The 22,239-nt window shown below is 67.1% G+C and carries 16 protein-coding genes and 1 tRNA gene; 12 read left to right on the top strand and 5 right to left on the bottom strand.

What is annotated here, in order from left to right; genetic code table 11:
- Nucleotides 1-38: 38 nt before the first annotated feature.
- Nucleotides 39-566 (bottom strand): peptide-methionine (S)-S-oxide reductase MsrA, encoded by a 528-nt coding sequence (gene msrA, locus H7F53_RS04705; RefSeq protein WP_185678319.1) that lies wholly within the window; start codon nt 564-566, stop codon nt 39-41.
- A gap of 133 nt (nt 567-699) precedes the next feature.
- On the opposite strand from msrA, the gene H7F53_RS04700 reads away from it, so the two are divergent.
- The 10 genes from H7F53_RS04700 to H7F53_RS04655 all read left to right on the top strand — a co-directional run bounded on the left by H7F53_RS04700 (nt 700) and on the right by H7F53_RS04655 (nt 13,960).
- A complete protein-coding gene (locus H7F53_RS04700; protein WP_185678318.1) occupies nt 700-1,560 on the top strand; it encodes a class I SAM-dependent methyltransferase in 861 nt (286 codons plus the stop codon).
- Nucleotides 1,561-1,624: 64 nt separating this feature from the next.
- On the top strand, nt 1,625-2,476 hold the full coding sequence (gene aguB, locus H7F53_RS04695; RefSeq protein ID WP_185678317.1) for an N-carbamoylputrescine amidase: 852 nt from the start codon (nt 1,625-1,627) through the stop codon (nt 2,474-2,476).
- Nucleotides 2,451-3,026, top strand: coding sequence for a 2-amino-4-hydroxy-6-hydroxymethyldihydropteridine diphosphokinase (folK, locus tag H7F53_RS04690; protein ID WP_185678316.1), 576 nt, complete (start codon nt 2,451-2,453; stop codon nt 3,024-3,026). Before aguB ends, folK begins: the two co-directional genes overlap by 26 nt.
- Nucleotides 3,017-3,092, top strand: a tRNA-Lys gene (locus tag H7F53_RS04685). Before folK ends, H7F53_RS04685 begins: the two co-directional genes overlap by 10 nt.
- 404 nt (nt 3,093-3,496) lie before the next feature.
- Nucleotides 3,497-5,308, top strand: a complete 1,812-nt coding sequence (locus H7F53_RS04680; RefSeq protein ID WP_185678315.1) for a protein-arginine deiminase family protein — start codon at nt 3,497-3,499, stop codon at nt 5,306-5,308.
- Nucleotides 5,305-7,128: an amidohydrolase gene (locus H7F53_RS04675; RefSeq protein ID WP_221773569.1), complete on the top strand. Its 1,824-nt coding sequence runs from the start codon at nt 5,305-5,307 to the stop codon at nt 7,126-7,128. Before H7F53_RS04680 ends, H7F53_RS04675 begins: the two co-directional genes overlap by 4 nt.
- Nucleotides 7,125-8,978 (top strand): amidohydrolase, encoded by a 1,854-nt coding sequence (locus tag H7F53_RS04670; protein WP_185678314.1) that lies wholly within the window; start codon nt 7,125-7,127, stop codon nt 8,976-8,978. Before H7F53_RS04675 ends, H7F53_RS04670 begins: the two co-directional genes overlap by 4 nt.
- A 118-nt stretch (nt 8,979-9,096) precedes the next feature.
- Nucleotides 9,097-11,643, top strand: coding sequence for a TonB-dependent receptor (locus H7F53_RS04665; protein ID WP_185678313.1), 2,547 nt, complete (start codon nt 9,097-9,099; stop codon nt 11,641-11,643).
- Nucleotides 11,644-13,026 carry an APC family permease gene (locus tag H7F53_RS04660; RefSeq protein WP_343061910.1) on the top strand — a complete coding sequence of 461 codons (1,383 nt, stop codon included), beginning with the start codon at nt 11,644-11,646 and terminating at the stop codon, nt 13,024-13,026.
- A 103-nt stretch (nt 13,027-13,129) separates the two neighbouring features.
- Nucleotides 13,130-13,960, top strand: a complete 831-nt coding sequence (locus H7F53_RS04655) for a helix-turn-helix transcriptional regulator (RefSeq protein WP_185678311.1) — start codon at nt 13,130-13,132, stop codon at nt 13,958-13,960.
- A 6-nt stretch (nt 13,961-13,966) separates the two neighbouring features.
- Here the strand turns inward: H7F53_RS04655 and H7F53_RS04650 are convergent, their stop codons facing one another.
- Both H7F53_RS04650 and H7F53_RS04645 read right to left on the bottom strand, forming a co-directional pair.
- Complete coding sequence (locus H7F53_RS04650; RefSeq protein WP_246438495.1) at nt 13,967-15,475, bottom strand: aldehyde dehydrogenase family protein; 1,509 nt, start codon at nt 15,473-15,475, stop codon at nt 13,967-13,969.
- 23 nt (nt 15,476-15,498) lie between these two features.
- Nucleotides 15,499-16,914, bottom strand: a complete 1,416-nt coding sequence (locus H7F53_RS04645; protein ID WP_185678310.1) for an aminotransferase — start codon at nt 16,912-16,914, stop codon at nt 15,499-15,501.
- Nucleotides 16,915-17,084: 170 nt separating this feature from the next.
- On the opposite strand from H7F53_RS04645, the gene H7F53_RS04640 reads away from it, so the two are divergent.
- Entirely contained in the window at nt 17,085-18,320 is a 1,236-nt protein-coding gene (locus tag H7F53_RS04640) for a Zn-dependent hydrolase (protein ID WP_343061909.1), read from the top strand.
- Between the two features lie 128 nt (nt 18,321-18,448).
- Here H7F53_RS04640 and H7F53_RS04635 read toward each other — a convergent pair whose 3' ends face one another.
- Together H7F53_RS04635 and gabT are read right to left on the bottom strand one after the other, a co-directional pair.
- Nucleotides 18,449-19,924, bottom strand: a complete 1,476-nt coding sequence (locus H7F53_RS04635; protein ID WP_185678417.1) for an NAD-dependent succinate-semialdehyde dehydrogenase — start codon at nt 19,922-19,924, stop codon at nt 18,449-18,451.
- Complete coding sequence (gene gabT / locus H7F53_RS04630; protein WP_185678309.1) at nt 19,924-21,207, bottom strand: 4-aminobutyrate--2-oxoglutarate transaminase; 1,284 nt, start codon at nt 21,205-21,207, stop codon at nt 19,924-19,926. The genes H7F53_RS04635 and gabT overlap by 1 nt, the downstream gene beginning before the upstream one ends.
- Nucleotides 21,208-21,311: 104 nt before the next feature.
- On the opposite strand from gabT, the gene H7F53_RS04625 reads away from it, so the two are divergent.
- Nucleotides 21,312-22,238, top strand: a complete 927-nt coding sequence (locus H7F53_RS04625; protein WP_185678308.1) for a LysR substrate-binding domain-containing protein — start codon at nt 21,312-21,314, stop codon at nt 22,236-22,238.
- Nucleotide 22,239: the final 1 nt, after the last annotated feature.

The following is a 22,239-nucleotide window of genomic DNA, read 5'->3' as shown; positions in this document are numbered from 1 at the left end:
GCCTGCGCCGGCACGACGCATCCGGGGTCGAGTGCGTCCTAGCTTTTCACCCGCGCGGCGAAGCTCTTGCGCAGCTTCTGGAGCTTGGGCGGGATCACCGCGAGGCAGTAGGGATTGCGCTGGCCTTCGCCTTCCCAGTAGTCCTGGTGGTAGTCTTCGGCCGGGTACCACGGGGCTGGTCCCTCGATCGTCGTCACGACCGGCTGGGCGCGGTCCTCCTGCGCGCGGACAATGGCGGCCTCGGCCTCGGCGCGCTGGTCGGCATCGAGTGGGAAGATCGCCGAACGGTACTGGGTGCCGATATCGTTGCCCTGTCGGTTGAGCTGCGTCGGATCGTGCGTTGCCATGAAGATGTCGAGCAGTTCGGCATAGGACAGGACTTCGGCATCGAAGGTGACGCGGATGGCTTCGGCGTGGCCGGTGGCGCCCGAGCAGACCTGCTTGTAGGTGGGGTTGGCGAGCGTGCCGCCGATATAGCCGCTTTCCACTTCGCTCACGCCGATCACGTCGCGGAACACCGCCTCGGTGCACCAGAAGCATCCGCCCGCCACAATTGCCTGCGCCATTCGTCCGATCCTTTCTGCGGAGCCGTGTGCCCCGACTGGGTGTCGCGGGAGATAGGGATCAAGGGACCGGTTGTCATCGCTCGCGCCCGGCCTAGGGTAGCACCCTTGGCAAGAATCACCCCGGGAGTTCACGATGCGCAAGGTTGCCCGTTCGCTGTTGCCGCTGCTCGCCGCCTCTGCTCTTGGTCCGGCCATGCTGCTGACCGTCGCCCCGGCGACGGCGCAGGGCGGCGCAAGTGCCCGCAGCGATGCCCGCATGGCTGCTGTGCTCGCCGATCCGCGTCGCGATCAGGACCGGGCACGCGATTCCTGGCGTCACCCCGCCGAAACCCTCGCCTTCTTCCGCATCGCGCCGGGCATGACCGTGGCCGACTACATGCCCTCGGGTGGCTGGTACACACGGATCCTGGTGCCTTACCTCGGCGAACAGGGCCGCTACATCGGCATCGGCCCCAGCCTGGCCGGCGCCGGCGAGGGTCTGCGCAAGCGCTATGGTGATTTCGCCACCCGCTTCCCGGCCAGCGCCGCCGGCTGGACCGGCGTCCCGGCCGAGCGCATCGCGGCCTTCACGCTCGATGCTGTACCGGACTCGCTCAAGGGCCAGGTCGACCGCGTGATGATCATGCGCGAGGTCCACAACATGTGGCCCGGCAACCTGCTGACCAACGATCTGGCGGCGATCCGCGCCATGCTCAAGGACGATGGCCTGCTGGGCATCGAGGAGCATCGCGCCAAGCCCGATGCCCCGGCCGACTACACGCTCGGAACCAAGGGCTACATGCGCGAGGCCGACGTGATCGCCCTGATCGAGGCGCATGGCTTCCGTCTGGTCGGCAAGAGCGAGGTCAACGCCAACCCCAAGGACACCGCCAACTGGCCTGACGGGGTCTGGACCCTGCCGCCCAGTCTGACGCTGAAGGACAAGGATCGCGCGAAGTACCAGGCGATCGGCGAAAGCGACCGGATGACGCTGATCTTCGCCAAGCGGCGCTGAGCGCCGCCGCCGTCCCGTGCGCCGGGCAGTGGACTCGGCCGCGCCGGCACCGTAGTTGGTCGGCATGACCGCACTGACCGTTGCCGCCCTGCAGCTGCCACTCAGCTCGTCCGACGAGGCCACGAACATCGCCGCCGTGTCCGCCCTGATCGAGCAGGCCGCGGCAGAGGGCGCGCAGGTCGTCCTGCCGCCCGAGCTGTTCTCCGGCCCCTACTTCTGCCGCGAGGAGGACGAGGGCCTGTTCGCCCTGGCCCGCCCCACTGCCGAGCACCCCTCGGTGCGGGCAATGCAGGCACTGGCGGCGCGGCTGCGGGTGGCGATCCCGACCAGCTTCTTCGAGCGTGACGGTCATCACTACTACAACACCCTGGCGATGATCGACGCCGACGGGACGATCCTGGGAACCTACCGCAAGAGCCATATCCCCGATGGTCCGGGGTACGAGGAGAAGTTTTACTTCCGCCCGGGGAACGACGGGTTCAAGGTCTGGGACGTGTTCGGCACGCGCATCGGCGTCGGGATCTGCTGGGACCAGTGGTTTCCCGAGTGCGCCCGGGTCATGGCGCTGCACGGCGCTGAAGTGCTGTTCTACCCCACCGCGATCGGGTCGGAGCCCTATGACGAGGGGCTTGACACCAGCCGGATGTGGCGCCGGGCGATGCAGGGCCATGCGGTGTCCAACTGCATGCCGGTGGTCGCTGCCAACCGGATCGGCACCGAAGGCGACCAGCGCTTCTATGGGCACAGCTTCATCGCCGATGAATGGGGCGATCTGGTCGCCGCGTTCGGAGCCGGAGAGAGCGGGGTGCTGGTCGCCCGGCTCGATCTCGCCCGCGCCGCCCGGCATCGCGCCGGCATGGGCTTTTTCCGCGACCGCCGACCCGAGCTCTATGGCCGGCTCTGCCAGGACATCTGAGCCCGCCGCGACCGGCCCGGGCAGGCTTCACCGTTACGTGATCGCCCTTGGGGCGAACCGCTGGCACCCTCGCCACGGCTCTCCCCGCCGGACCCTGGCCGCGGCGGTGCAGGCGCTGGTCCGAGACGGGCTCACAATCGAGGCGGTCTCACCCTGGCTGGCGAGCGTTCCGCTCGGGCCTTCGCGGCGCACCTATGCCAACGGCGCGATGCGCGTCGCGAGCCCGCTCGCCCCGGCGGCGCTGCTGGCGCGGTTGCAGCAGGTGGAGACCGCCTTCGGCCGCCGCCGCCGGGGTCAGGCCTGGTCCGCGCGGGTGCTCGATCTCGATATCGTGCTGTGGAGCGGAGGTTGCTGGACCGACCGGCACCTGGTCATCCCGCACCGCCACTTTCGCGACCGCGCCTTCGTGCTCACGCCCGCCCGCGCCGTCGCCGCCGACTGGCGCGATCCCGTGACCGGGCTGACCCTGCGCCACCTTCATGCCCGCTTGACCGCCCCCCGCGCGCTGCCTAAGCGCGGGGTCCTCCGACGCTTGCGTCCGGGCCCTTAGCTCAGTCGGTAGAGCAACTGACTTTTAATCAGTAGGTCGCTGGTTCGAACCCAGCAGGGCTCACCATTCTACCACAAGCAGCATACCCACGGACCTGAATGGGCAACGCTTCCAGCGCTTGGGCTGGAAGCGCGCCATCGGCAAGGCGCCCCTGTTCGTGCATCACCAGCAGGGACCGCGGCGATCGGGGACAAGAGCGCCAGCTCCCGGCCAGCGGCCGCCGCGCGGTGCTGTGTCGGCGGTGGCCTCGATGGTGGCCAGCCAGTCCGCCGCTGCGTGGAATCAGTCGCTTTGATGGCATGCGGGCAACCCGTCGTCACCACGGGTCTTCCTGCAAGCAGGCGCAGGCCGTTCCGCGCCCGCTAAGCGTCCGATGTACCCCGCCAAGGGTACTCGCCATTCGGACGCGTCTGCCTAACCTGCCAGCATGTCTCGCGTCTCACTGGCGCACATCAGCAATGAGAAGAACGATGCACCACTCCTCCAAGCGATGGCTGTCGACGGCGGCTTCCTGTGCGGTCACGGCCGTGCTGGTTCCGTCGGCGGGCCATGCGCAGACCGACGCTGCGGTTGAGATTCTGGCTGACAGCAACCGCGATGGTGTCGTCACCGCAGCCGACCGCGCCGGGAAAACCGAGTGGACCGCGACGCACGGGGCCATTCTGCTGCCGAACATTGGTGACAGCGCCAAGCGTTGCCCTGGCGCATCCGACAGCGTGTCCGATGCGGCGCTTGAAGAGTGCAACGATGCGCAAGGCGATGTCCCGCGGGCGCCTGACCTGTTCGCCCCCGTGCGCACGATGCCGATCGCGGGCCTTTCGGCGAAGGCCGGCGGGCAGATCGTGCCGGTGGGGGCCGGTGCCGACAAGGTTCGCGTGTTCTGGAAGCAGGGCAAGCGCTGGGTGTCGATCGGCCATGGGGCTACCATTTCGTCCCGCGATCTGGCCGCCGGGCTCGAACTGGGGGTCGATGCAAGGGATGTCGCCCGCGATTCGGGGAAATGGGATGGCCGGGTGGTGCTGGAGTTCCGTGTCACCGATCGCGGCGCCACCCGGAAGGATCAGGTGGCCATGCGGGTGGCGCCGGTGGTGATCCACAACCACCTGCAGCGCGCGGTTGATATCTTCGGGCCCGACAGCGGCCGTTATGCGCCGCATCAGAGATTCATGGCCGACATGCAGGCGGCCCTGAGCAAGGCCGGCTTTGATCGTCCGATCACGCGCATCCAGACCAACGACAATTGGGCACAGGACTTTGTCGAGTTCGGCTACGCCAGCATGCCAGCGCCCGGCGGTGGCCAGAAGACGATCCGCATTGCCATCCGCTCGTCCCAGCCAGGGCGGGCCGCCGGGCGTCGTCTGTTCGATCTGCGCGGGCCGGGCATGGGTGTCGTCCAGCTTGGTGGGCAGGGCTATCACCAGGTTGATTCCTTTGGGAATCTTGAGACGGCTCCGCCCTACCAGCTGGGTGGAAAGGCTTACCCGGTCGGCCGGGTCGTCTACGGCGATGCGGGCGACGGCGTGGCACCGCATGCGGATTGGGTGAAGTTCTTCGCTGCGCAACAGGTGCAGGCGCCGATCGTTCTCGACACCTCATGGCTGGCGATCGGGCATGTCGATGAGTTCGTGCAGTTCATTCCCGCGAACAATGCCCGCGGCTGGACCATCGCGGTCAAGGACGTCGATTCGGCGCTGGCGCTGCTGCGCCAGGCCAGCGCCGCAGGCCATGGCAAGGTCAGCGCCAGTTCGCGTGCCGATGTCCCGCCCCGCACGATCGATGAGCTGCTGGGCGACGCCGACTGGCTTCGCCTGAACGAGCTGGCGCGGCGCAAGATTGCCCTGAACCTCGCGATCCTGCAGGCGGAAACCGGGGTGAGCGATAGCGAGGTCGTGCGGGTACCGGGGCTATTTCTGGAAAGTGACTTCCATGGTTTCGTCAACACCGTGGCGCACAAGGCTTCTGCCCCGCCTGCCGGATCGCTGCCCGAAGGTGCCTTGCTGCCGCCGGAAAACATCACCTACGGGCCGGGCGAACTGATCGCCCATTTCCCGGCACCGGTGAACGGACTGCTGATTGACCGGACGCATTACATCGCGCCGCGGCAATGGGGACCCTTGATCGGCGGGGTCGACATCCTCGAGGCCGCCGTGGCCAAGGCCTACGCCGCGCAGGGCATAGAGACCACCTTCGTCGACGACTGGCTGTCCCACCATATCATCGGTGGCGAAATCCATTGCGGCACCAATGCCACCCGCGAAATTGGCCAGCCCTGGTGGCGATGAGCCGCGCAATCATGCTGTCGCAGGAGAAGATCATGCTCAAATCGGTCATCGCCGGGCTCGCCTTGCTGTCGTCGGGTTCCGCACTGGCGGAAGCCGTCGCGGCCGCCGACGCGGTCTTCCTCTCGGGCAAGGTGCTCACCTTCGACCGGCAGGACCGGACCGCCGAGGCCGTGGCGGTCCGGGACGGGCGGATCGTCTATGTCGGAACGAATGCGGCAGCCAAGGCCATGGCGGGCGCGCAGACCCGGGTGATCGATCTCAAAGGCCGGGTGCTGATGCCCGGGTTCGTCGACGGTCACGTCCATCCGCTGGGCGGCGGTGCGCAGTTGCAGTTGTGCAACCTTGAGTACCTGCCACTCACCACGGAGCAGTTCCTCGCACGGATCCAGGCCTGCCTCGACCGCGAGCCGAATGCCCCGGCGACCGAGCCGCTGTCGGTCGTTGGCTGGTATCGACAGTACATGCAGCCGGCGGGTACCGATCCCAACCGCGACGTGCTGGATCGGCTCAGAACCTCGCGACCGGTCGTGGTGACCAACCGCGACGGGCATTCCACGCTGGTCAATTCGCGCGCACTCGAGCTGGCCGGGATCGACAATGCCACGCCCAACCCGCCCGGCGGCAGCATCACCAGGGATGCGACAGGCCGCGCCACCGGCATTCTGGAGGATGCGGCGGCCCGGCTGGTCACGGCGAAGTCCGGGACCGGCGGGGTCGAGGCGGCCACCGTCGCCGATGGCCGCGCCGCGCTCAAGGCCCTGGCGCAGGCCGGGGTAACCTCGATTCTCGATGCCTACATGACCGAGCCCGGCCTGAAGGTCTATCAGGAGCTGGCGCGCCGCGGCGAGCTGACCCTGCGCGTCCACGCCGCGATCGGTGCGTCGCCCCGCAAGGGCGAGACGGCCGAGCAGGTTGTCGCCCGCGTGCGCGACCTGCGCGACCGCTATGACACTCCGGCGACCGGCCCCGTGCCCGCACTGCGTGTCCACACCGCGAAGCTGGTGATGGACGGCGTGATCCAGGCGCCGGCCCAGACCGCTGGCCTGATCGAGCCCTACTGGAAGAACCACGGGGACCACGATCATCCCAATTGGGGTCCGGGGGACCGCTATGGTCCAATCTATCTTGAACCCCAGCAGTTGACTGACATCACCGTCGGGCTGGCCAGGGTCGGCATCGAACCCCACGTCCACGCCATCGGCGATCGTGCGGTCAAGGTGACGCTCGACGCGTTCGAGGCCGTCCGCAAGGTGGTGCCCGATGACCGCATCCGTCCGGCCGTCGCGCATGCCGAGCTCGTCGCGCCCGCCGACTATGCACGGTTCAAGACGCTGAACGCCGTTCCGGTCATGTCGTATCAGTGGAGCATTCCGGCGCCGAACTCGGTTACCGGCGCCAAGAACTACCTCGGGCCGGAGCGGTTCGAGCGCATGGAGCCGTTCGACAAGCTCGATGCCGCCGGGGCGCGCGTGGTCTACGGCAGCGACTGGCCGGTAGACCGGATGGACTACTGGCTGGCGCTGAAGGCCGGGGTGACCCGCGCCGGTGGGCGCAATGCCGTACCGGAGTTCCGTGGCCGCCTGAATGCCGCCGATGGTCTGGCGCGAAAGACAGCGCTGCGTTCGATCACGATCGACGGCGCCTGGGCACTTCACGCCGAGCGCGAGGTCGGATCGATCGAACCCGGCAAACTGGCCGACCTGATCGTACTGGAGCGCGATTTCCTGACCATGCCGGAAGAGGAACTCGCCGAAAACCGCGTGCTGCTGACCATGGTTGGCGGCAAGATCGTCCATCAGACCGAGGGTCTTGGTCAATGAGAACCCTTAGCACCTTTGCCCTGTTGGCCGGCTGCCTGATCCTTCCGGCCGGCAAGGTCGCGGCGGCCCCCAGCCGGCCGGCGCCAGCCGATACCATTCTGGTAAATGGCGCGATCTTCACTGCCGATGCGCGCAACAGCGTCCGCCAGGCCATCGCGATCCGCGACGGTCGGGTGGTCAGGGTGGGGTCGAACCGCGAGATCCGCGCCTTGGCAGGCCGGGCCACCAAGGTCGTTGATCTGCGCGGACGCATGGCCATGCCCGGGCTGATTGATGGCCATATCCATCCCTTCAACGGCGGGCGCATGCTGCGCAGTTGCAACCTTGAATACAGTCCGCTGACCGAGGCGCAGTTCCTGGCGCGGATCCAGGCCTGTCTTGATGCCGAACCTCAAGCGTCCGACGATACGATCCTCAATGTGGTGGGCTGGTACCGACAGTACATGCAGCCCGCTGGAACCGAGGCCGATCGCCGGACGCTGGACAAGCTCCGTACGCGCCGGCCGATTGCAGTCACCAACCGCGATCTGCATTCGGTTCTGTTGAACAGCCGTGCGTTGGAGCTGGTGGGCATCGACGATACCACGCAGAGCCCGGCCGGAGGCGCGATCATTCGGGATCAGGCGGGCAAGGCGACCGGGATCCTCGAGGACGCCGCGATCGGATTCCTGTTCAAGGTGATGCCGCCGCCAGCGCCCGAGGACGATCGGCGCGATCTGGCCGCGGCTTTCCAGGCCATGGGGCAGGCCGGCGTGACCACCTTCCTCGATGCGCTCGCCACCCGCGACAAGCTGCCGCTCTATGCCGAGCTGCTCGACAGCGGCAAGCTGACCGCGCGCGTGCACGTGGCCTATCTGCTGGACACCCGCAGCGAGAGCGATCCGGCCAAGCTCGTCGCCGATGCGGTCGCGGTGCGGCAGGCATTCGATCGGCCGTCGGAGCGGACGCTGCCCACGATCCGGGTCGACCATGTCAAGCTGGTCATGGACGGGGTGATCCAGGCGCCGGCCCAGACCGCCGCCCTGGTCGAGCCGTACTGGGTGCCGCAGTCCGGGCTGGGCCACGATCATGACGCGGCCGGCCATGCCGCGATCACGTGGGGGCCAGGCACCAATCGCGGCCCGATCTACATGGAAACCGCGAAGCTGCGCGATATCGTGGCGGGTCTCGCGCAGGCCGGGATCGATCCTCACATCCACGCGATTGGCGACCGTGCGGTCAAGTACACCCTCGATGCGCTGGAACAGGTCCGCGCGGCCGGGGCTCCGGCCACCTTCCGCCCTGCGATTGCCCACGCCGAACTGGTCGAACCGGTCGATCTGCCGCGCTTCAAGTCGGTCGGCGCCATTCCGGTCATGTCCTACCAGTGGAGCATCCCCGGCCCGAACTCGGTGACCGGGGCGAAGAATCAACTGGGGCCGGAGCGGTTCGAGCGCATGGAGCCGTTCGACAAGCTGTCCGGATCCGGCGCCCGGGTGGTCTATGGCAGCGATTGGCCGGTTGACCGGATGAACTACTGGCTTGCCCTGAAAGGCGGGATCACCCGCGCCGGTGGCCGCGACACGCCCGCCGAATTTGCCGGTCGGCTCAACCGCGCGCCGGGCCTCAGTCGCGTGCAGGCGCTCCGCTCGATCACCATCGACGGTGCCTATGCGCTGCATGCCGAGGACCGCATCGGTTCGCTCGAACCGGGGAAACTGGCTGACCTCATCGTGCTTGAGCGCAATGTCCTCACGGTGCCCGAGGCGACCCTGGCGGAGAACCAGGTCCTGCTCACGATGGTGGGCGGTTCCGTGGTTTACGACAAGGGCCTCTGGGCCAAGACCGGGAGGCCTCGCTCGAATAACTGAGTCCAATACCCCTCAGGGGTTACTTGAGTACCGCGCAGGATAGGGTTCAATCATGTCATCGTAATGACAGTCTGCAGTGCGATCAAAAGATCGACTGCGGGCATGGGGGTTTTTATTCATGAAAAACGTAGTCTACATGCGCAGCCTGGCTTCGAGCGTTGCATTGGTCGCTATTCTGGGTCTCGCGCCCCAGGCCTACGCCCAGGCCGCGCCCAGCGATGAAGCCGAGGTGGTCGAAGAGATCACGGTCACGGCCACCCGGCAGTCGCAGGCCATTTCCAAGGTGCCGATCAGCATCTCGGCGTTCGACAATGAAACCCTCCAGCGCGACGGCGTGCGCAAGGTCGACGACATTGTTCGCTTCACCCCCGGCCTGGCACTCAATCGTGGGATCACCGGATCGAACGTGATTTCGATCCGCGGCATCACGTCGGGTGCGGGCGCCGGTGTGACGGGCATCTACATCGACGAAACCCCCATCCAGGTCCGCAACGAAGGCTACGGGGCTGGCTCGGCCTTCCCAGAAGTGTTCGATCTCGAGCGGATCGAGGTGCTGCGCGGGCCGCAAGGGACCCTGTTCGGGGCTGGATCGCAGGGTGGTACCGTCCGCTTCATCCAGGCCGCACCGAACATGGACGCGTGGAGCGTCTATGCCCGCAGCGAACTGGCGAGCACCGACAAGGGCAGCGAGACCTACGAAGCCGGCGTGGCTGTTGGCGGGCCGCTGATCGCCGATCGCCTTGCGTTTCGGGCCAGTGTCTATTTCCGCAAGAACGGCGGTTTCATCGACGCGGTTGAAGGCACCTATACGCCGGTCGCCGGCGCGGTGGCGCAGTATCCTAACGGCAACCTGATCAACTTCAGGCAGACCCGCACGGTGAGAGAGGACACGAACTCGGACGACGCGTTGAACGCCCGTCTGGCGGTCGAATTCCGCCCCACCGAGTGGCTGTCACTCACGCCGTCGATCAGCTATCAGCGGACCCGCCAGAATGACGGCGCCAACGTGTTCTGGCCGGGCGCATCGGACGTCAACAACAAGATTTTCAATCGCGTGGTGTTCAGCAAGGGCTCGCCGGCCACCAACGCGGCGTTCACCGACATCTCTGCGCCTGACACGGAAAATGCCACCGACGAGTTCGTGCTCTATGCCCTGAACGCGCAAGCGGAACTGGGCGGTGCGGATCTGATCAGCAGCACGTCGTTCTTCGACCGCAGCAACCGCAAGTGGCTGGACTTCACCCTGATCGATACCTTCCAGTTCGGTGGCTTCCGGTCGCCGCCGATCGGGTACAAGTCCGCGTCGCTGTATGAAGTGGGCCAGAAGAACTTTGTGCAGGAGGTTCGCCTGCAGTCATCCAATCCCTCGGCGCGGTTGCGCTGGGTGGTTGGCGGGTTCTTCTCGTCCAATAAGCAGACTGCCCAGCAGAACATCTTCAACAACTTCGTCGACAGACTGCCCGTCGTGTTTGGTGCGGCAGCCGGCGGTAGCCCGTTCGGTCCGGGGACCAGCGCGATCGTCAATGCGCTGGGTGTGCCCCAGCTGCCGGGCGGCGGCTCCTATTCGGAGGACCGCAAGATCGATGAGGAGCAGTACGCCGGTTTTGCGCAGGTCGATTTCCGGGCCACTCCCGAACTGACCCTGACGCTGGGTGCTCGTGTCGCGCACAACGTTCTGAAGTACAATGGCATCTTCCGCGGGCCGCTGAACAACGACAACCCGCCGCTGGGTTTCCCTTGTCCCACGGCCGGTGGTTGCACCCCGGGCACCGGGGTGTTCACGCCGCTCTATCAGGACACGATCGGTCTGAAGAACAGCGAGACAGCCTTCACTCCGAAGTTCGGCATCTCGTGGCAGGCGACCAACAATGACCTGTTCTACGCCTCGATCTCCAAGGGGTTCCGGCCAGCGGGCGTCTCCGCCAAGGTTCCGGCCAACTTCTGCGGACCAGACCTGGCATTGACCGGCTATGTCGATGGCAACGGCAACAGCGCCCAGCCGGTGTCGTACAAGTCGGACTCGGTGTGGAGCTACGAAGTCGGCGCGAAGAACAAGCTGTTCGGCGGCCGGATGACCGTCGACGCCAGCGCTTACCTGATCAAGTGGTCGAACATCCAGAACTCGGTGTTCCTGCCCAACTGCCTCTATGGCTTCGTCGACAATCTGGGCGATGCCACCTCGCGCGGCTTCGATCTGGCGCTGAATGTCGAGCCGGTCGAGGGGCTGCGGCTCGGGACGAACGTGTCCTACAACAAGGCCGACTACAACGGTGCGGTCGTGACCCCGGGCAATGTGTCGCTCTTTCCCGCAAACTCGGCGATTGCGGCCAACCGGCCGTGGACGCTGACCTTTGTGAGCGAGTACTATTTCAAGGACTACTACCTGCGCGCCGATACCAGCTACTTCAGCGAGGCCCGCGCCCAGGCGGCCACGGATCGCGCCTCACCGCTCTACAATCCCTTGCTGCGGCCCGACCAGGCCTATACGGCCGTCAACCTGCGCGCCGGCGTGCTGATCGGGAAAGCGGACGTGTCGATCTTCGTCAACAACGTGACCAACGCGGCACCGGTGCTGGGCTCGGCGGCACAGATCGGTGGACTGGTCTACACCGCCTCCACGATCCGTCCGCGGACCGTGGGCATCACGGCAAGCTGGCGTCAGTGAGTGGCGGGTCCGACGTGGCAACGCGCGGAGTCTGAGGTGGGCACCGTCGCGGCCGACGCCTCCGCCGGTGCCCCAACCAGGTCCGAACCCACGGCTCTGCGCCGTGTGTTCGGGACCTGGTCGCTGGTGATGTTCGGACTTGCCTACCTGGTCCCGCTGACCGTGTTCACGACATTCGGAACGGTCAGCAAGCTCACCGAGGGCCATGTCCCGCTGGCCTATGTGGTCACCAGCCTGGCCATGCTGTTCACGGCAGCCAGCTATGCCAGGCTGGTTCGCCGGGTGCCCGTGGCGGGGTCGGCGTTCAGCTATGCCGGCGCGGCGTTCGGACGGCGGGTCGGATTCATCACCGGCTGGACGCTGCTGCTCGACTACGTCCTGTTGCCGGCCATCAACTATCTGATCCTCGGGATCTATCTTGGCGCCCGGTTTCCAGCGGTCGCACCGGCGGTCTGGTCGCTCGCGGCCATCGGTCTGGTCACCGCCCTGAACGTGGTGGGGGTCGATTTCGTGCGCCGGGCCAGCGTGGGTCTGGTCGTGTTCCAACTGATCTTTGCGGCCGTGTTTGTGGTGGCTGCCTTTGCGCACCCCGGTGCAGTGCTGACTGCGGGGGCGTTCGTGGCCGAACCGGCGATCTGGCCGGGCGTCTTCGCCGGGGCGGCCGTGCTGTGCCTATCGTTCCTGGGCTTCGATGCGGTGTCGACGCTGTCGGAGGAAGCGCGTGACCCGGTCCGCACGGTGCCCCGCGCAATCATGCTCACCACCGTGATCGGGGGCGCGATCTTCATTGCTCTGGCCTATGCCGGGGCAAGTCTGTTGCCCGACTGGCGGATGATCCGGGCATCGGACAGCGCCGGTCTGGAGCTGATGCAACCGCTCGGACCGGTCATGTCGGCGTTTTTCCTTGCCGCCTATGTCAGTGGTTGTCTCGCGTCTGCGCTGGTGGCGCAGGCCAGCGTGGCGCGCGTGCTGTTCGTGATGGGGCGCGAGAGGGTACTGCCGACCTCGCTGTTCGGGGTGCTCAGTCCGCGCTTCCAGACGCCGGTGCGGGCCACCCTGGTAGTCGCGCTGCTGTCGGTCGCCGCGCTCTTCGTGACGCTCGACACGCTGGCGTCGCTGATCAGCTTTGGCGCGCTGTTCGCGTTCTCTCTGGTCAACCTGGCGGTGCCGCGGCTCGATGCGCTGGCCGCGCCCGATCGTTCCCCTGTGCGGGTGGTGGGCATGGCCGTCGTTCCCGGACTGGGCTTTGCTGCCACGCTTTGGCTGTGGTTCAACCTGTCGGCGCTGGCCTTGACGGTGGGGCTGGCATGGTTGGGTGCGGGCGTGATCTACGGGCTGGTCGGCCATGACGTGGCCGACCGGGCGCGCGAGGCGCTCGCCTAGGCAGACCGCAGGTCGGGCGAGAATCGCTCGGGGATGGTTTGCACCGCGCCGCGTGGCTGGCTAGGCTGCGCCGGCTGGACACGGGCAAAGGGAAACTGGGAAGATGGGCCAACCCGGCGAGGCTGGCACGGGCGGTGCGCCGGGTGTCCCGGCAACCGAAGCTGCGGTGCAGCACGATCCGCGGCCGCGCGACGGCCGGGCCTTCGCGCTGCTGGCCGAGGTGCTTGAGGCCCTGGGCGGTAGCGATTTTGCCGGAGCCCTCGCGCGGCTGGTGCAGGAACTGGGCGCCTACGAGACGACCGTGATCGCGGCCTTTCCCGAATCCGGCCGCCCGGTCCGGTTGTTCAGCAACCTGCAGCCCGAGGACGAAGAGACCACGCTGCGTCCCTACTTTGACAACACCTATCTGCTGGACCCGTGGTACAACATGGCCCGCGAACAGGTTTCCGACGGGGTTTACCGGCATGAGGAGCACCTGCCGGACGGCTTCCACGATAGCGACTATTATCGAAACTACTACGCCGCCACGGGCCTGCGCGACGAATGCGGCATATTCATCCGGTTGAGTAGCACGATCTGCATCGTCGCCATGCTCGGGATCCGCTCGCCCGAACACCCTCCCGGCCGCCTGGAGGAGCTCGAGATGATCTTGCCGTGCCTGCTGCCGGTGGTCCGCCGACACTGGGCCGGGCTCTCGACCCTCACGGTCACCCCTAGCGAGAACCTGGCGACCCTGTGCCGGGTCCACGGACTGGTTGGCCGGGAGGTCGAGGTGACCGACCGTCTGCTGCGTGGCTATTCGAACAAGTTGATCGGGCGGGAACTCGGCATCAGCCCCGAAACCGTGAAGGTCTACCGCAAGCGGATCAACAAGAAGCTCGGTACGACCAGCGCGCGCGAGGTCTTCGCGATGTTCTTCCGCAAGGCGATTTGACCGGGTTCAGAGCGCTACGGCGATCGATTTTGTCTCGGTGTAGAGCTCGATCGCGTTCCACCCCATTTCGCGGCCCCAGCCGGATTGGCGGAACCCGCCGAAGGGCAGGGCGGGGTCGATGACGTGGTGCGTGTTGACACCCACCGTTCCGGCCCTGATCCGCCGGGCGAGGCGATGGGCGGCGCTGACGTCGCGGGTGAAGATGCTGGCGGCGAGGCCATAGATGCTATCGTTGGCCTCGGCGACGAGCGCCTCTTCGTCCTCGAAGGTCCGGGTCACCAGCACCGGCCCGAAGATCTCCTCGCGGACCACCGACATGCCGGGGGTCGTTCCCGCCAGGATGGTCGGCGCCACGAAGTATCCGGCCTGGCCGACGCGCCCACCACCGCAAAGCAGCCGCGCTCCATCCTTCACGCCTGCCTCGACGTAGCCGAGCACCTTGCGCATCTGTTCGGCCGAGACCAGCGGGCCCATCGTGCTCGACCGGTCCAGTCCGGGTCCGACCCGGATGGTACGGGCGGCTGCGACGAGACGTTCGTGGACCTCGTCGGCCACCGAGCTGTGCAGGTAGAGCCGGGTTCCAGCCGTGCAGGTCTGGCCGGCGTTGTAGAAGATGCCTGACGCAATCGCGGGAATGGCCCGGTCCAGATCCGCATCGGCAAGAACGATCATCGGCGATTTGCCGCCCAGCTCGAGCGAAACCTTCTTCAGGTTCCCTTCGGCCGCGGCCAGGATCTTGCGGCCCACGGCGGTCGATCCGGTGAAGGCCACCTTGTCGACATCGCCATGTGCCGCCAGAGGTGCCCCGGCCTCGTCGCCGAAGCCGGTGACGACATTGAAAACCCCCGCGGGAACGCCGGCCTCCTCGACCAGCTCGGCCAGCCGCAGCGCCGTGAGCGGAGTCTGTTCCGCGGGCTTCAGCACGATCGTGCAGCCCGCCGCGAGCGCGGGTGCGACCTTCCAGATGGCCATCATGAACGGGAAGTTCCACGGTACGATCTGCGCGCAGACACCCACCGGCTCGCGCACCGTATAGGCATGGAACGGCGCATCCTGCGAGAGCGGCACAGACTGTCCGGTCAGGCGCGTGCACCATCCCGCCATGTAGCGGCAGAGCTCGGCCGAGAAGGCCACGTCACCCGCCCGGGCCTCGTTGAACGGCTTGCCGTTGTCGGCGGCTTCGATCTCGGCGAGCTCGTCGGCATGCCGATCGATCAGCTCGCCCAGCCGCCAGATCCGCCTGGCCCGCTCCGCCGGGGTCAGGCTGGGCCATTCGCCCTGCTCGAAGGCCCGGCGGGCAGCGCGGACCGCCATGTCCACGTCCTTGCTGCGCCCCCGCGCGACGCGCGCGATCTCACGCCCGTCGGCAGGGTCCTCGACCGCGAAGGTCTCATCCCCGTAGTGCCAGCGCCCGTCGATATAGTGCCCGTGGCGACGGGCGATGAAAGCGGCAGCCTCGGGGCCAGGCGCGTGGGCGGGGGCGTCTTGCAGCGTGATGTTCGCGGACATGGTCATTCGCCGAGGTCTTGAGGAGCGGATCAGCCGGCCAGCAGCGCCGGGCTGACTTCGGCGAGGGCTTCGTGCAAGGTATCGACGATGCGGTCGATGTCGGCCTTGCCGAGCACCAGCGGCGGCGACAGCACGATCACGTTGCCCACGGGACGAACAATCACGCCACGCTTGCGGGCGGCGGTGAAGACCTTGTGCGCCGCGCCCAGCTCCGGGGCGAAATTCACCCGGCCAGCGCGGTCGCGGACGAGCTCGATTCCCGCCATCAGGTGATCGCCGCGCACGTCGCCGACCACCTCGTGACGCATCAGTTCCTTCAGCCGGGCCTGCAGGTAGGGTCCGACCTCGCGGACATGGCCCAGCACGTTATCCCGCTCGATGATGTCGATCGTGGCGAGGGCCGCAGCGCAGGATACCGGATGGCCGGAATAGGTGAATCCGTGGGAGAGCAGGCCCCCTGGCGCCTGGGGCACGGCGATGACGTCGTGAATCGCATCGGAGAACAGCGTGGCGCCGAGGGGGCAATAGCCTGACGAAATCCCCTTGGCGCTGACGATCACATCGGGGACATGGCCGAACCGGTCCTCCGAGGCGAACCAGTGGCCGAGCCGTCCGAACCCGGTGACGACCTCGTCGGCGATGTAGAGGATCTCATTCTCGCGGCAGATCTGCGCCACGCGCCGATGGTATCCCGCCGGAGCGACCAGCACGCCCCCGGCCCCCATCACCGGCTCGGCGATGAAGGCCGCAACGTTCTCGGCGCCCAGCTGATGGATGCGCTGCTGCAGTTCATCGACCAGGAAGTCGCAGAACTGCGCTTCGTCCATGCCTTGGGGGCGACGGTAAAGGTTGGCGGCGGACACGTGGTGGACAATGTCCTGGGAGATCCGGTCAAACCCGAGGTGGACGCCATGGATGCCGGTCAGGGCGGACGCGAAATAGGTCGAGCCATGATAGCCGTCGTTGCGCGAGATGATCTTCTTCTTGGCGTGCTTGCCCAGCCGGTTGAAATAGTAGTGGATCAGCCGGACGGCGGTGTCGTTCGCGGTCGAACCACCCGTGGAATAGAACACGTGGTTGAGCGGCCCAGGTGCGCGCTCGGCGAGCTTAGCCGCCAGCAGCGATGCCGGAACGTTGGTAGAGTGTCCGAAGGTGTTGAAATAGGCCAGTCGGCTCGCCTGCTTGCCCATGGCATCGGCAATCTCGGTGCGTCCGTGGCCGAGGTTGATGCACCACAGTCCGGCGATGGCGTCGATGTAGGTCCGACCGTCCGTGTCGGTCACGGTGACGCCGGAGGCTTCGGAGATCACCTGACTGCCTTCGCGCTCGAACGTGGTGAAGTCGGTATAGGGATGGATGAAGTGGTTCTTGTCCGCCTGCCAGGCAAGATCTTCCGGCCGGTCGTTGCGGACCGTATCGGCGAGGGTGGCAGTGTGGATGGCCATTGTATTGCTCCGGTGGCAGCAGGTCTTGGTGCCTGATTGGGCGAGCACGGTGATCAGGCAAAGTCCCCCCCACGGGTTATCGGTACCCAAGGGCATGTACCCTCTCGGGGTGGCTTGAACCCGGGCATGGGATCGGACCAATTGGGCCTTCAATCCCGGAGTAATCAGACGTGGACGTTGCTGCCTTGCGCGTGAATTCCGACCGCCTGTGGTCGGCGCTTGAAGAGATGGCCCGGATCGGCGCAACGTCGGCCGGTGGTTGCAACCGGCAGGCGCTCACCGACCTTGACCGGCAGGGGCGCGATCTGTTCGTGCGATGGGCGCGTGAGGCCGGATGCACGATCGAGATCGATGAGGTCGGCAACATCTTTGCACAGCGTCCCGGCACCGACCGGGATGCGCCCGCAGTGCTGGCTGGCAGCCACCTCGATACCCAGGCAACCGGCGGCAAGTATGATGGCGTCTACGGGGTGTTGGCCGGTCTCGAGGTGCTGCGGGTTCTGAACGAGAATGCGGTGGTGACCCGCGCTCCGGTAGAGGTGGCGGTCTGGACGAACGAGGAGGGCTGCCGGTTTGCCCCGGCCATGCTCGGTTCGGGCGTGGTCAGCAGCACCTACACCCGCGATTTCGCCTATGCCGTCGAGGACAAGGCCGGCCTGCGCTTCCGGGACGAGCTGGAGCGTATCGGCTACCTGGGGAGCCGTCCCGCCGCACCGCGGCCCTATGCGGCCATGTTCGAGGCCCATATCGAGCAGGGCCCGATCCTGGAAAAGGAAGGCCTGACGATTGGCGCTGTGACCGGTATCCAGGGCGCCTACTGGTTCGATATCACCTTTGAAGGGCTATCCTGCCATGCCGGTCCGACGCCGATGGAGATGCGCCGCGATCCCTGGTCGGCGGCGGTACCGGTCATGGCCGGAGCCTTCGCCCTGGCCCGGGCCAACGGGCCGTGGGGCCGGGCCACGATCGGCGATGTCCGGGTGGAGCCCGGCTCGCGCAATACGGTGCCGGCGCGGGTGGTCGTTTCGATCGACATCCGCCATCCCGATGCCGCTACACTCGAAACCATGGTGGCCGGGTTGCACGCCCTGGTCGAGCGCGAGTGTGCCGCCCACGGCATCTTCGGGCAGACCGCCCAGGTCTGGCACATGCCCGCCACCGCGTTCGACGCAAGACTGGTGGAACGGGTGGTCTCGGCGGCCCGCCGCCTCGGTCACAGCTGCATGGAGATCGTCAGTGGGGCGGGGCATGATTCGTTGCACACCGCGCAATTCGCTCCGACCACGATGATCTTCGTGCCCTGTGCCGGCGGGCTCAGCCACAACGAGGCGGAAGCGGCGACCGCAGCTGACCTCGCCGCCGGGGCGGACGTTCTGCTGCACGCCATGCTCGAAGAGGCGGCATAGCGCCGGAAGCCGATGTCCGTGGCGGCGCGCGGGCCGCGCGCCGCTCAGCACGGCCCGCCGCAGGCCATGTGCTCGGGGTGGCCGGCCCGGGTTGCGGCGCCGGGCCCAGTCCCGGCGCCGGCTGCGCTTCAGGCGCCCAGACCGACGCAGGTCAGCTTGATGTCGAGATAGTCGTCCATGCCGAACGACGAGCCTTCACGCCCCAGCCCCGATTCCTTGACCCCGCCGAACGGTGCCACCTCGGTGGAGATCAGCCCGGTGTTGAGCCCGACCATCCCGTAATCGAGCGCTTCGGGAACGCGCCAACTGCGATCGAGATCGCGGGTGTAGACATAGGCGGCAAGACCGGCATCGGTGTCATTGGCCAGGCGGATTGCCTCCTCTTCGGTTTCGAAGCGGACGATGCCCGCCACCGGGCCGAATGTCTCCTCGCGGCAAAGCAAGGCATCTGCTGGCACGTCGGCGATCACGGTCGGCGCGAAGAAATGGCCGCGGACCAGCGCGCCGTCGGTCAGCGGCGTGCCGCCTGTCAGCAGCCGGCCGCCGCGCGCGACGGCGTCCTCGACATGCACCTGGGCCTTGGCCAGCGCGCGCGCATCGATGAGCGGACCCTGATCGGTCGGACCCGCCAGGCCCGGGCCCACCCGGAATGCACGCACCCGGCCGGCCAGACGGGCGGCGAACTCGTCATGGACACCCGACTGCACGAGGATACGGTTGGCACACACACAGGTCTGTCCGGCATTGCGGAACTTCGACGCCACCGCGCCCTCGATCGCGGCATCGATGTCGGCATCGTCGAAAACGATGAACGGGGCATTGCCGCCCAGTTCCAGAGACACCCGCTTGACCGTGGCGGCACAGCGCGCCGCCAGCTCCTTGCCGACCGCCGTGCTGCCGGTGAAGGTGAACTTGCGCACCCGCTTGTCGCCGGTCAGCACGTCGCCGATGGCTGGCGCATCGCCCATGATCACGTTGAACACGCCCGGCGGCAGGCCCGCTTCCTCGCCAAGGCGGGCCAGCGCCAGGGCGCTGAGCGGGGTCAGCTCCGATGGCTTGACCACGAAGGTACAGCCGGCCGCGAGAGCCGGCCCGGCCTTGCGCGTGATCATGGCGAGCGGAAAGTTCCACGGCGTCACCGCGGCGACCACCCCGACCGGGCTCTTGCGGACGAGCAGGCGGCGGTCCGTGGCATGGGGCGTCAGCAGCGCCCCGGTGACGCGGCGGGCCTCCTCGGCAAACCATTCGAGAAAGCTTGCCGCATAGGCAACCTCACCGGCTGCTTCGGGCAGCGGCTTGCCCTGTTCGGCTGTCATGAGCCGGGCCAGCGCCTCCCGCTGGTCCAGCATGAGCTCGGCCCAACGCCGCAGGATGTCGCTGCGGGCCTTGCCGCTCAGCCCGGCCCAGGGGCCCTGGGCGCGGTGTGCGGCGTCCACCGCCAACCGCGCCTCGTTCGCCCCCATCAACGGGACTTGCCCTATCACCGATCCATCGGCCGGGTTCGTCACATCGAGGGTGCGCGAGCCGTGGACCCATGCGCCGTCGATGAAGGCCGCATCGCGCAGCAGGGGCTGAGATGCGATCGGCGCGCGGGCGGGAGCCATCATGCCAACTCGGCCACGCTGACCAGCGCATCGGTCATGATCGCCAGACCTTCGTCAAGGATCGTGTCGTTGGCCGTCAGCGGCACCAGAATGCGGATCGTCTGGCCGCGCGTGCCGCAGGTCAGCAGGACCAGACCGCGTTCCAGGGCGGCGGCGGCGACGCGCTTTGCGGTTGTACCGTCAGGCACGCCGGCCGGGTCCGGCACGTCGAAGGCGATCATCGCGCCGGGGCCACGCAGTCCGGTGATCTCCACCGTGTCGTTGCGTGCGGCCGCGGCTTCCACCGCCGCACGGATCCGCGCGCCAATGTGGTTGGCCCGCCCGATCAACTCTTCCTCGGCGATGACGTCCAGTACGGCCAGCGCGGCCGCCACGGCGACCGGCGATCCTGCATAGGTTCCGCCCAGCCCGCCGGGGCCGATGGCATCCATCACCTCGGCCCGGCCAATCACCCCGGCCAGCGGGAAACCGCCGGCCAAGGACTTGGCGATGGTGATCAGGTCGGGACGCACCGGCTGGTGTTCGATGCCGAACATCTTGCCGGTTCGGGCGAAGCCGGACTGGACCTCGTCGGCGATGATCATGATGCCGTACTGCTCGCGCAGACGCGCCAGCACCTGGTACAACTCGGGATCAGGCATGTGGAAACCGCCTTCGCCCTGGACCGGTTCGATGATGAACGCCGCGATGCGCTCCGGTTCGATGTCGGCGGCAAAGAGGAAGTCCATCGCCCGCAGCGTCTCGTCGAGCGTCACGCCGTTGGAGGGCGAGGGCAGGGGCAGGTGATAGATTTCTGCCGGGAAGGGCCCGAGCCCGCGCTTGTAGGGATTGACCTTGCCGGTCATGGCCGAGGACAGCAGCGTGCGGCCGTGGAAGCCGCCGGCAAAGGCGATGACCCCCGGGCGACCAGTGGCCGCCCGCGCGATCTTCACCGCATTTTCGGTCGCCTCGGCGCCCGTGGTGAAGAAGATGGTCTTGGCAGCCCCTTCCACCGGAGCGATGGCGTTCAGCCGCTCGGCCAGTTCGATGTAGGGTTCGTAGGCCATCACCTGGAACGCGGTATGGGTGTAGGCACGCAGCTGCTCTTCCACCGCTGCCAGGACTCGAGGATGGCGATGCCCGACATTGAGCACCGCGATCCCACCGGCGAAGTCGATGTAGCGCTTGCCTTCGACATCCCAGATTTCGGCATTCTCGGCGCGCGCCGCGTAAACCGGCGTAGCCGTGGCCACCCCGCGAGGGACCGCGCTGGAGCGGCGTGCGAGCAAAGTCTGGTTGGTCATCGGATGCGCCTTCCGCTGTCGCTGAAAGGCTCCGTTTCTATGGTGTTGTCCCGGCCTGAGGGAGGCGCCTTGCACGGCGGCGGTGGTAACGCTAGGTTACCAGTATGGCTCCGCCCCCGTTGCCGCCTTTTGCCGCCCTGCGTGCGTTCGATGTCGTTGGACGCAGCGGCGGCATTCGCAAGGCAGCCGTCCAGCTGGGGTTGAGCCACGCGATCATCAGTCGCCACCTCGGCATGCTGGAGCAGCACCTCGGGGTAACCCTGTTCAACCGCCGCACTGGTGAACTGACCGAGCCGGGCCGTCGTTACCATGCCCAGGTGTCCGCAGCGATCAGCGAGCTTGAAGCCGCGACGACCGCCTTCACTGGCGCACGCGGACGGTCGCTCACTATCTGGTGCTCGGCCGGTTTCTCGTTGCACTGGCTCGCGCCGCGCCTGCCTGATTTTCAGCGCCGCACTGGAGTGGCCGGGGCGGCCTTCGTCGATCTTCATTCCACCGATGCCGAACCGGCCTTCGACAAGGACGAGGTTGATGGCGACATTCGCTATCTCGCCGATGGTGCGGCCAAGTCGCAACCTGCCAATGTCCGGACCGAACTGCTCGCCCGGCCGGATGTGTTTCCGGTCGCTGCCCCGGCGTTCCTGGCTGGCCTGCCGCGCGGGATCGAGCGCCGGGCCGACATCCTGGGCCTACCCCTGGTGCACGAGGGGGCAGGCGATGAATGGCTGCAGTGGCTGGCCGTGCAGGGGTTGGCTGCCGACGGACTGCGCGCACCTGCTGCCCGGTTTGGTCAGGCCCATCTGGCCCTTATGGCGGCCCGCTCGGGACAGGGGATCGCGCTTGCCAACCGGTTCCTGGTGGCCGAGGACCTTGCCCGCGGAACGCTGGTCGCAGTCGAACCGGCCGGCGATAGCTGGGCCACGGCGCAGCTCGGCGCCTACTACTTGCGGTGCAGTCGCGCGCGATGGTCGGATCCGCTGGTGGCGCGCTTCCGTCGCTGGCTGCAGCGGATGCTGGCCAAGGGCGACTGAC

Origin of the sequence: Novosphingobium piscinae, from assembly GCF_014230355.1 — a bacterium.
Taxonomy (GTDB): domain Bacteria; phylum Pseudomonadota; class Alphaproteobacteria; order Sphingomonadales; family Sphingomonadaceae; genus Novosphingobium; species Novosphingobium piscinae.
Note: the sequence above shows the minus strand (reverse complement) of the source record. Positions and strands in the feature narration are given on the sequence as shown.

Coding starts and splice junctions, on each gene's coding strand:
- msrA (WP_185678319.1), bottom strand. CDS start 566: ATGGCGCAGGCAATTGTGGCGGGCGGATGCTTCTGGTGCACCGAGGCG.
- H7F53_RS04650 (WP_246438495.1), bottom strand. CDS start 15,475: ATGACCATGTCCGCGAACATCACGCTGCAAGACGCCCCCGCCCACGCG.
- H7F53_RS04670 (WP_185678314.1), top strand. CDS start 7,125: ATGAGAACCCTTAGCACCTTTGCCCTGTTGGCCGGCTGCCTGATCCTT.
- H7F53_RS04625 (WP_185678308.1), top strand. CDS start 21,312: ATGGCTCCGCCCCCGTTGCCGCCTTTTGCCGCCCTGCGTGCGTTCGAT.
- H7F53_RS04645 (WP_185678310.1), bottom strand. CDS start 16,914: ATGGCCATCCACACTGCCACCCTCGCCGATACGGTCCGCAACGACCGG.
- aguB (WP_185678317.1), top strand. CDS start 1,625: ATGACCGCACTGACCGTTGCCGCCCTGCAGCTGCCACTCAGCTCGTCC.
- H7F53_RS04655 (WP_185678311.1), top strand. CDS start 13,130: ATGGGCCAACCCGGCGAGGCTGGCACGGGCGGTGCGCCGGGTGTCCCG.
- H7F53_RS04665 (WP_185678313.1), top strand. CDS start 9,097: ATGAAAAACGTAGTCTACATGCGCAGCCTGGCTTCGAGCGTTGCATTG.
- gabT (WP_185678309.1), bottom strand. CDS start 21,207: ATGACCAACCAGACTTTGCTCGCACGCCGCTCCAGCGCGGTCCCTCGC.
- H7F53_RS04700 (WP_185678318.1), top strand. CDS start 700: ATGCGCAAGGTTGCCCGTTCGCTGTTGCCGCTGCTCGCCGCCTCTGCT.
- folK (WP_185678316.1), top strand. CDS start 2,451: ATGGCCGGCTCTGCCAGGACATCTGAGCCCGCCGCGACCGGCCCGGGC.
- H7F53_RS04675 (WP_221773569.1), top strand. CDS start 5,305: ATGAGCCGCGCAATCATGCTGTCGCAGGAGAAGATCATGCTCAAATCG.
- H7F53_RS04680 (WP_185678315.1), top strand. CDS start 3,497: ATGCACCACTCCTCCAAGCGATGGCTGTCGACGGCGGCTTCCTGTGCG.
- H7F53_RS04635 (WP_185678417.1), bottom strand. CDS start 19,924: ATGGCTCCCGCCCGCGCGCCGATCGCATCTCAGCCCCTGCTGCGCGAT.